This is a genomic window from Desulfovibrio sp. MES5 (assembly GCF_002237645.1).
In the GTDB taxonomy this organism is placed as follows: domain Bacteria; phylum Desulfobacterota; class Desulfovibrionia; order Desulfovibrionales; family Desulfovibrionaceae; genus Desulfovibrio.
Map to the genome: position 1 here is coordinate 1 of NZ_MJUZ01000042.1, position 8,354 is coordinate 8,354.

6 protein-coding genes and 1 pseudogene are annotated in these 8,354 nt (G+C 59.9%); 4 read left to right on the top strand and 3 right to left on the bottom strand.

Annotated features, from left to right (window positions below):
• Positions 1 to 139 (top strand): annotated as a pseudogene (locus BCS36_RS11205) (IS5/IS1182 family transposase); the annotation flags it as partial.
• An 862-nt stretch (positions 140 to 1,001) separates the two neighbouring features.
• Here BCS36_RS11205 and BCS36_RS11210 read toward each other — a convergent pair.
• From BCS36_RS11210 to BCS36_RS11220, 3 genes are read right to left on the bottom strand one after another with little or no spacing between them, the layout of a single operon-like run.
• Positions 1,002 to 2,045 (bottom strand): SEL1-like repeat protein, encoded by a 1,044-nt coding sequence (locus tag BCS36_RS11210; protein ID WP_291302980.1) that lies wholly within the window; start codon positions 2,043 to 2,045, stop codon positions 1,002 to 1,004.
• Between the two features lie 3 nt (positions 2,046 to 2,048).
• A complete protein-coding gene (locus BCS36_RS11215; RefSeq protein ID WP_291302981.1) occupies positions 2,049 to 3,782 on the bottom strand; it encodes an LIC12162 family protein in 1,734 nt (577 codons plus the stop codon).
• Between the two features lie 2 nt (positions 3,783 to 3,784).
• Positions 3,785 to 4,855 carry an N-acetylneuraminate synthase family protein gene (locus BCS36_RS11220; RefSeq protein WP_291302982.1) on the bottom strand — a complete coding sequence of 357 codons (1,071 nt, stop codon included), beginning with the start codon at positions 4,853 to 4,855 and terminating at the stop codon, positions 3,785 to 3,787.
• A 268-nt stretch (positions 4,856 to 5,123) separates the two neighbouring features.
• Here BCS36_RS11220 and BCS36_RS11225 point away from each other — a divergent pair, with 268 nt between their 5' ends.
• The 3 genes from BCS36_RS11225 (at position 5,124) to BCS36_RS11235 (ending at position 7,967) form a co-directional block, all read left to right on the top strand.
• Positions 5,124 to 6,047: a DMT family transporter gene (locus BCS36_RS11225; protein WP_291302985.1), complete on the top strand. Its 924-nt coding sequence runs from the start codon at positions 5,124 to 5,126 to the stop codon at positions 6,045 to 6,047.
• A gap of 21 nt (positions 6,048 to 6,068) precedes the next feature.
• On the top strand, positions 6,069 to 6,698 hold the full coding sequence (gene rdgB, locus BCS36_RS11230; RefSeq protein WP_291302983.1) for an RdgB/HAM1 family non-canonical purine NTP pyrophosphatase: 630 nt from the start codon (positions 6,069 to 6,071) through the stop codon (positions 6,696 to 6,698).
• Positions 6,699 to 6,890: 192 nt separating this feature from the next.
• Positions 6,891 to 7,967: an ABC transporter ATP-binding protein gene (locus BCS36_RS11235; RefSeq protein ID WP_291302984.1), complete on the top strand. Its 1,077-nt coding sequence runs from the start codon at positions 6,891 to 6,893 to the stop codon at positions 7,965 to 7,967.
• The last annotated feature ends 387 nt before the right edge of the window (positions 7,968 to 8,354 follow it).

An 8,354-nucleotide genomic window follows, 5' to 3' on the forward strand; every position in this document is an offset into this window, starting at 1 on the left:
GGTAGAGAATGCTTTTTTGCACCTGAAGAGGTGGCGAGGCATTGCTACTAGGTATGCAAAAACACTCGCAGCGTTCGCTGCTGCCGTGCGAATACGGTGCATTGCTCTGTGGCTGAAACTTTTATCACAACTCGTGTAGACACTATCTAGATAGTGGCGTAAAATCATAAATAATTTTGTGTCCTCCCTTCACGCAGTAGCAGAGGGATTATTTACACACATCTCCGACACGATAGCTCTGACAGCGTTTGGGAAAACATTATACTGCCCCCATTAACAAGGTAGCCTGTTAAGGGAGTTTCCTTCCAGCCCTGGATATGGGCATTCAGGCGCACCTTCCCGAAGGCGTCCTAGGGCAGGGCCTGAGTCTGATGAGCGATAATGGCTGCCATCCAACAGGAAAGGCTTCTGTGCGTGAATGCGCGACACTAGACATCTCACAGGCGTTCACCAGCTATAACAATCCCAAAGGAACGCGGATATTGAACGGACAATGCGCACGATTAAGGAAGAACTTTTCTGGCTGCACGAAGGGCGCAGCCTTGAGCACCTGGCCGACGCTCTTTCCAGCTGAATAGGACTCTTTAACACCACGTACCTGCACTCGGCGCTTGGCTGGAAGACCCCGTAATGCGTGCATCAGCAGGCTGGTAAGAACTGGAAGGATTCTCCCCTAAAGGCCGCTTGATTCATGGGGGCATTACACGGCAGCCCCTAACAGGCCCCATCTGCCGCCTGCCGCGCAGGCGGCCAAAACTAAATTAAAGAAAGTGAAAGCCCCCGTGCCCGCAGGGCGCAACAATCACCTCTCAACGGACAAGCCCTATTTTATTTATCTTAAAACGCCGACTGCGAAGAATTCCCGCCCGCTGCGCAGGCTTTCCCGCGCTGACGGCCCAAATACAGACATAGATACCCCACACACACGCAAGGAGGCCCGCACTTGTAAAGTACGGGCCTCTTGAATTCAGACAGACAATCTGAAAGCTATTGCTGCATTATTACTGCGGCTTTTTCTCTTTTTTCACGGGTTTGCTCGGCGCCGGAGCCTTACGAACAGGCTGGGGCTTGTTATTCTGAGCCCGCACAACGGCCTTGGCGTCAGGATCGCCATTCTTGGCGGCCAGACTGTACCAGCGGTTGGCCTCACTCAGATTGCGCGGCACGCCCGTGCCCTGATCATACATGAGGCCAAGGCTGTATTGCGCGGCGGGCTCGTTCTGCTCGGCGGCCTTGCGGTACCAGTCCACGGCTTTGGTGTAGTCCTGCGGCACGCCGCGGCCCTGCTCGTACATGAAGCCAAGGTTGTACTGCGCTTCAGCGTAGCCCTGTTCAGCCGAACGGGTATACCATTGCAGAGCCTTTGCCGGGTCCTGCGCATAGCCCCGCCCCTCGGCGTACATATAGGCAAGGTTGTTCTGGGCCTTGGCGTGGTCCTGCTCGGCGGCCTTTTCAAACCAGTGCGCGGCCTTGGTGTCGCTCTGGTTTTCACCGCTGCCGTTCAGATAGGTCCAGCCAAGGGAATACTGGGCAGAGGCCAGCCCCTGATTGGCGGCGCGGCTGTACCAGTCGATGGCGGCGCTTTCGTCCTTGTTGACGCCACGCCCGTAGGCGTAGAGATAGCCGAGATTATACTGGGCCATGGCAAGGCCCTGGTCTGCCGCTTTGCGGAACCAGCGGGCGGCCTCTCGATAGTTGCGCGGCACGCCGTCGCCGGAGGCAAGGGCCGTCGCCCATGAGTTCATGGCGCTCACATCGCCCTTTTCCGCTGCCAGGCGAAAGAATTCCGCCGCACGGGTGCGGTTTTTCTTCACGCCTTTGCCGTCCAGGATAAGACGGCCCATGACATAGAGGGCTTCGGCATTGCCGCTGTCCACAAGGGGTTTGAGCAGCTTTACGGCCTCGTCAAAATCGCTTTTATTCAAGGCGGCCTGCACCTGGCGCAGGCTTTCACCGTCATCGGCGCGGGCCGCGCCCTGCGGCATCAACAGAAACGAAAAACTCAGGGCCACCAGTAAAACCAGGGCAGATACACGAATTTGCATGTGTTACAGACTCTTCAGCGTTTGGATCCAGTAATGGTTCTCGTTGCCCTTGACCGTCAAGGCCTGAAGGGCGCAAAAAGCGCGGCGGGCGTCCTGCACCGCAGTGCGGCTCCACCATGCGCGCGGGTCTTCCCAAACTTCCGCAGCCTTGGCGGCGGCTTCTTCCGGCGTGGCAAACAATATGCCCGCACGGGTCAGCACGTCCAGCAAGGCGTCACTTTGCGGCGTAACGGGCCAGACATCCCGCCTCCAGTACAGAATGGTGGGCACATTGGCCACCATGGCCTCAAGGGTGGTTGTACAGTTATGGTCAACCACCAGCAGGCGGCAAGAAAGCAATTGGGGCTGCAATGGCCCGGTGGACAGGCGCACCTGGGGGATACGCTCCAGCAGCCAGTCCGCGTCGCGCAGGGAGCCCGGCAGCGCAAAATAGGGCCGGTACTGCGAGCAGTTCTGCAGTGTCCGCCCCAAGGCCTCAAAAAAACGCAGCTTGTCGCGCCGATATTCCACCAGCTGCAAGGGAGTAGGATGGGCGTCCAGCCTGTAGCCGTAGCCCGGCATCTCCGTGCCTACCAGCAACAGCGTGTACCCGTCCTGCCCGTGCCAGCGTTTCTTGAGGCGCGCCAGTTGCGGATAGGGCATGGGAATAAAGTTTCCCCGGCTGCTGCCGTGCTCGCTCCAGCCCCAGGTGGCAAAGGCATGCTGCGCATATTCCACCATGGCCGTATCGCAGGCATAGCGCACCTGACCATAATTGCCGCCGTGCTGCACATACATGAGCCTGTGCCCGCGCCCGCGCCAGACAGCCAGCTTTTGCCGGTACTCGGCATCCTCGTACGCCAGCACGCTGGGCACGCGCAGCCGGGGCCCAAGCGGACTGACGCTCAGACTTTCGGGATGGCGCAGCGAACGCAACGACTTGGGCATACCCGCGCGAAACAGGGCCATAAGATCGAGGCATTCCGGCAGGCCCGCATCCATGCCAGTGGTCGCCTTGCCGTAAGAGGACAAGGGCTGGGACTGATCCTGCCCCCGGCTCCTGTGCAGCAGCGCCAGCGAAAACCGCAGGCTTTGCTCCCAGCTCAGCCCCTTGAGCCTGGGAAAGGGCAGGCTCAGCATGGCTTTTCGGGCCATATGGAGCAAACGGGCCTTGCCGCTGGGGTGCTGCCCTGTTCCATACTCACGCCGAACGGGCGACAGGTATTCCCATGTCCATTTTTCGGGCCAGCCGTCGTGGAAGTACGCTTCAAAAAGACGCGAAAACAGCCAGTGGTTGAAAGAGTGCCCAAGAGCGCCGTGCAGCGTGAAGTCCGGTTCCGTCCAGAAGACGAAATGGCAATCGCGGGGCAGCAGGGGAACGTGTATGGCTTCCTCGCCCCAGGCTTCGACCATGGCCTTGACGCGGCCCCAGCGTTCAACGATCTGCGAGGCCATGTTGATGGCCCAGGGAGCCAGCAGGGTTTCCCAGTAGGCAGCGGGCAGCCCTTCACTGTGAGAACAAAGTTCCGCAGCCAGCGGAACGATGCTGTCCGCGCACAGGGCCTGAGCGCACTTGCATGCGTGTTCAACGGCATGCACCTCCGCCAGCGGCTCCGGCGGAAAGGCGAAACGCTTGTCCCAGGAGGGAAAAAGCTCCTCCTGCTCGACAAAACACCACACCCCGGCGGGCCGGTGCGTCTCTGGCTCCGCGCCACGGGGCATGCGCCCGAGAACAAGTATGCTGCTTTCCTGATTCATGACTAGGCCCTGTCGCCGCTGTCCAGATCAGACCAGTGCAGCACAGTGTCTTCGTCCAGATCGTGACGCGCGCGCATGCCGATGACCTCGTCATAGTTGCGCGGCGAGATGCCGTGGGCCGGGCGCTTCCAGGTGAGGTCGGCAGCGCTGATGACCGTGCCTGCGGGCACGGCGCGGGCCGTGACCAACGAGCGGCGAGCGTGGCGACGGGCGGGTTCTTCTTCCGGCAGGGCGCGCAGGCTCATCTCGCCCACGCTGGCGAGCGTGCCCGCAAGGCGCTCAAAAAAGTGCCGCAGGTCGTGCTTATCCATGGCGTGATAGTGGTCGTTGCCGGGCAAAGTCTTGTCATGGGTAAAGTGCTTTTCCAGCACGCGCGCGCCAAGCAGGGTGGCGGTTTCAAGAATATGCATATCCTTGGGCAGCGTGTGGTCGGAATACCCTATGGCGTGCTGCGGGAAATGCCGCTTGAGCGCCGGAATCATGCCCAGAGCAGCGTTTTCGTCCGCTGTGGGGTAGTTGAGCACGCAGTGCAGCAGGGCCAGCTTGTTGCCCTTTTCTTCAATCCACTCCACCGCTTCCGCAATTTCATGCAGATGCGCCGCGCCGGTGGAAAGCAGGATGGGCTTGCCAAAGTCGCACAGGGTGCGGATAAAGGGCTTGTTGGTGATGTCTGAAGAGGAAATTTTGAACACGTCCATAAGATCATTGAGAAAATGAGCGGATTCAACGTCAAAAGGCGTGGACATGAAGGCTATGCCCACCGCGTCGCAGTGCTTCTTCAGGGCTTCAAACTCGTTCTTCCAGAAGGAATCGTGCTTCTTGAAGAGTTCGTACTGGCTGCTGGTCGGCTCCTTATTGGTGTCCCAGTATGCCGGGGAATCCTTGGAGGCCAGGGTGCCCGCCTTGTACGTCTGAAACTTTATGGCCTGCGCGCCGCCTTCTGCGGCCTCGTCAATAAGCCTGCGGGCGATTTCCATGCTGCCCTCATGGTTCACCCCGGCTTCGGCGATGACATAAGGCACGGGAATACGCGTTTCAGGGGCGGGAACAGCAAATATGTCTATGAGTTTCATGCTCATTTCCTCACTAATGAAGTTTAAGTTTTAATAATATCCCCTTGTTGCGCAAAAGGAAAGTGCCATCGTGGACAAGCCGTATAACAATGAGGAATAATTATAAATTTTTTTTGCTTCCACACCGCATGACAAAGGCGCGCCCCTTGATGGGCAAAGCCTGCGGCCCTTTGCCTTTGCCGGGCACATGCACTATACTGATCTGCTGTGGTGCATCGCTGTTGCTGCCATCTTTACCGGGGCCTCTGGGCCGGCCATGGACAGATTCATGCAAAAAACCGTAACGGGCTATTCCTGCGCACTCCTCGCCGTTGTCATCTGGTCCGGTAATTTTGTGGTGGCCAGAGCCGTAGCCGGACTCATCCCCCCCTGGCAATGCAATTTCTGGCGTTGGCTCATCGCCCTGATCATCTTGCTGCCTTTTGCCAAAAGGCACTGGCACACGGACTGGCCCGCCATCAAGAAAAACTGGCGCGGTCTCTCCCTGCTGGGCATTCTCGGCGTGACGCTGCTCAACACCCTCATCTACAAAGCCGGGCAGACCACGGAAAGCATCAATATGGCTTTGCTGGTGCCCACAGCCCCCATAGTCATTCTCATACTCTCGCGCGTTCTTTACGGAGAACCGATCTCGCCGCGCCGTATGGCGGGCGTGCTGGTGGTGCTGGTCGGCGTAGCCACCCTGGTCAGCCGTGGCGACTGGGACAGGCTGGCCCACCTGCGCTTTAACGAGGGCGACCTCTGGGCTCTCGGGGGCGTGCTGAGCTTTGGTCTTTACTCCCTGTTCATCCGGCAGCGCAGCCCTGACATTTCGCCCATAGGCTTCAGCGTGACCACGTTTGCCCTGGGCTTGCTGTATTCATTGCCCTTCACGGCCATCGAGGCGGTCATGCTGCCCACACCCCACCTGTCCACCCCGCTGGTCATCGGCGTGCTGTATACGGGCATCGGCTGCTCGGCCCTGTCTTTCTGGCTGTGGACAGTGGCCATTGACTACATCGGGCCAGTCCGCGCGGGCATGGTCTATTACAGCCTGCCCGTTTTTGCGGGCATAGCCGCCATGCTTATCCTCGGCGAAATAGTGACGCCCGCGCAGATGGTGGGCGGCGCGCTGGTCATCACCGGCATCATTGTGGCTACCGTGGTGATGCCCCAACGCCACAAAACTGACCTAATGCAACAGCGGCCCTGACCGCCAAGGAGCGTTCCCCAAATGCGTACAAATCCCATACAAATCGTGCTGGCCACCCAGAATGCGGGCAAGGTGCGCGAACTGGCTGACCCCCTGTCGCAGTTCGGCGTGGAAGTTCTTGGTCTGGAGTTCTTTCCCACCATTGGCGATATTGATGAAACCGGCGCCACCTTTGAAGAAAACGCCTGCATCAAAGCCCGCGAGGTGGCGCGCCTGACGGGCCTTACCAGCATTGCCGACGATTCGGGGCTGGAAGTGGACGCTCTTGGCGGCAGGCCCGGCGTGTATTCAGCCCGCTATTCGGACGACTGGGAAAGCCTGCCCGGTGAAAGCCGCGACGTTCGCAACATCCGCAAGCTGCTGCACGAGCTGGCAGATGTGCCGGAAGACAAAAGGGGTTGCCGTTTTGTGAGCTGCATGGCCTGCGTGCGCCCCGACGGCGCGGAAATGGTGGTACGCGGCATTTGGGACGGCCGCCTGCTTACCGAGCCGCGCGGCCAGAACGGCTTTGGCTATGACCCTGTTTTTTTTGACGCCGCCATTGGCAAAACCGCCGCCGAGCTCACCAGGGATGAAAAAAACGCCCGCAGCCATCGCGGCAACGCCCTGCGCGCCCTGCTGGCAAAATGGCAGGATTTCATGGGCGCATAGCGCCCCGGCAGTTTCCTGGAGCAGATTTACTTTGAGAATATATATTCTTAAAGTTGAAGACACGCGCTCTTCGGCGCTTAACAGCTCAAATAAATGGCGCTTACGCCTTCGCGGCTGGCGGCTGCTCACGCAGTCGCCAGGGCAGTTTCAAAGTAACAAGGCGCTAACCCACCCTTTTGCCGACGTAACATCATGAGTACAGAAGCCACGCCGTTTCACACGCCACAAGACCGGCAGCCAAACCAGCAGCCCAATCTGCAGCCCAGCCTGCAGCAAGGCCAGCCGCGCACTCAGGCAGGCGCGCCCCTGCTGCGTCTGGACGACCTCTCCATCACCTTCCAGACGGACGACGGCCCCCTGCCGGCAGTGCGAAATGTGAGCTTCAGCCTGCCCCACGGGCACATCACCTGCCTTGTGGGCGAATCCGGCTGCGGCAAAAGCCTCACCGCCAGAGCCATACTGCGCCTCACGCCGGACAATGCCCGCCTGGACGGCAGCATAACGCTGGACGGGCAGGACATACTGCGCCTGCCTCCGCGCGCGCTGCGCAGCATCCGTGGGCGGCGCGCCGGCATGGTCTTTCAGGAGCCCATGACCTCTCTGAACCCCGTGCTCAGGGTTGGCGAGCAAGTGGCGGAACCCCTGCGCCTGCACATGGGGATGCACCGCGCCCAGGCGCGCGAGGAGGCCATATCCCTGCTGGCGGAGGTGGGCATTCCCTCGCCGGAAAGCCGCTACGACGACTATCCGCACCAGCTTTCGGGCGGCATGCGGCAAAGGGTGATGATTGCCATGGCCCTGGCCTGCCGCCCCGACCTGCTGCTTGCCGACGAACCCACCACCGCGCTGGACGCGACCATTCAGGGGCAGATTCTGCGCCTCATGCGCGCCCGCAGCCAGGAGCGCGGCATGGCTGTGCTGCTTATCACCCATGATCTGGGCGTTGCCGCGCAAATGGCCAACACCATTGGCGTCATGTACGCCGGACGGCTGGTGGAGTACGCCCCGGCCCGTGATCTTTTCGCGCATCCGCTGCATCCCTACACGCAAGGGCTGCTTCGCGCCGCGCCCAATGCCCGTTCCAGAGAACTCGACCGCCTGCCGACCATTCCTGGCAGTGTGCCCTCACTGCGCTCAATGCCGGGGGGCTGCCCCTTTCACCCCCGCTGCCCTCAGGCCATGCCCGTTTGCCGTGAAAAAATGCCTCCGACCATTGCCGTGCGCCAACAGCACAACGTGGCCTGCTGGCTGCACCAAAACTCCGCGTGAGCCTGTGCCCCGGCGCAGGTTGGACTGATGAAAGTTGAAATCCTTTGTGGGGGAGGGACCCTTTTGCAAAAGGGTCTCCTCCCCCACGCCCCCACCCCCTAAAACTCTTATTGTATTATAGTATAGTACAAAATGTATTCTGATTTGAAACGGGAATGTTAGAGGCAGTATCTTCCAGGCAGCATTCCACCTCAAAGGCAGTCTGCTTTGGAGCGGCCCGCCATTGAGAGTGAATATTCTCAAAAGGTACGGCACGCCCGCTTTCGGCCTGGAGCAGCCCGGACAAACTGCGCGTACGCCAAATCAGCACCACCCGCATAGCGGGTGGTGCTGATTTGGCCCTGTAAGGGCCTGTTGCCGGCTGCGCCTAAAGACGCTATCCGTCCC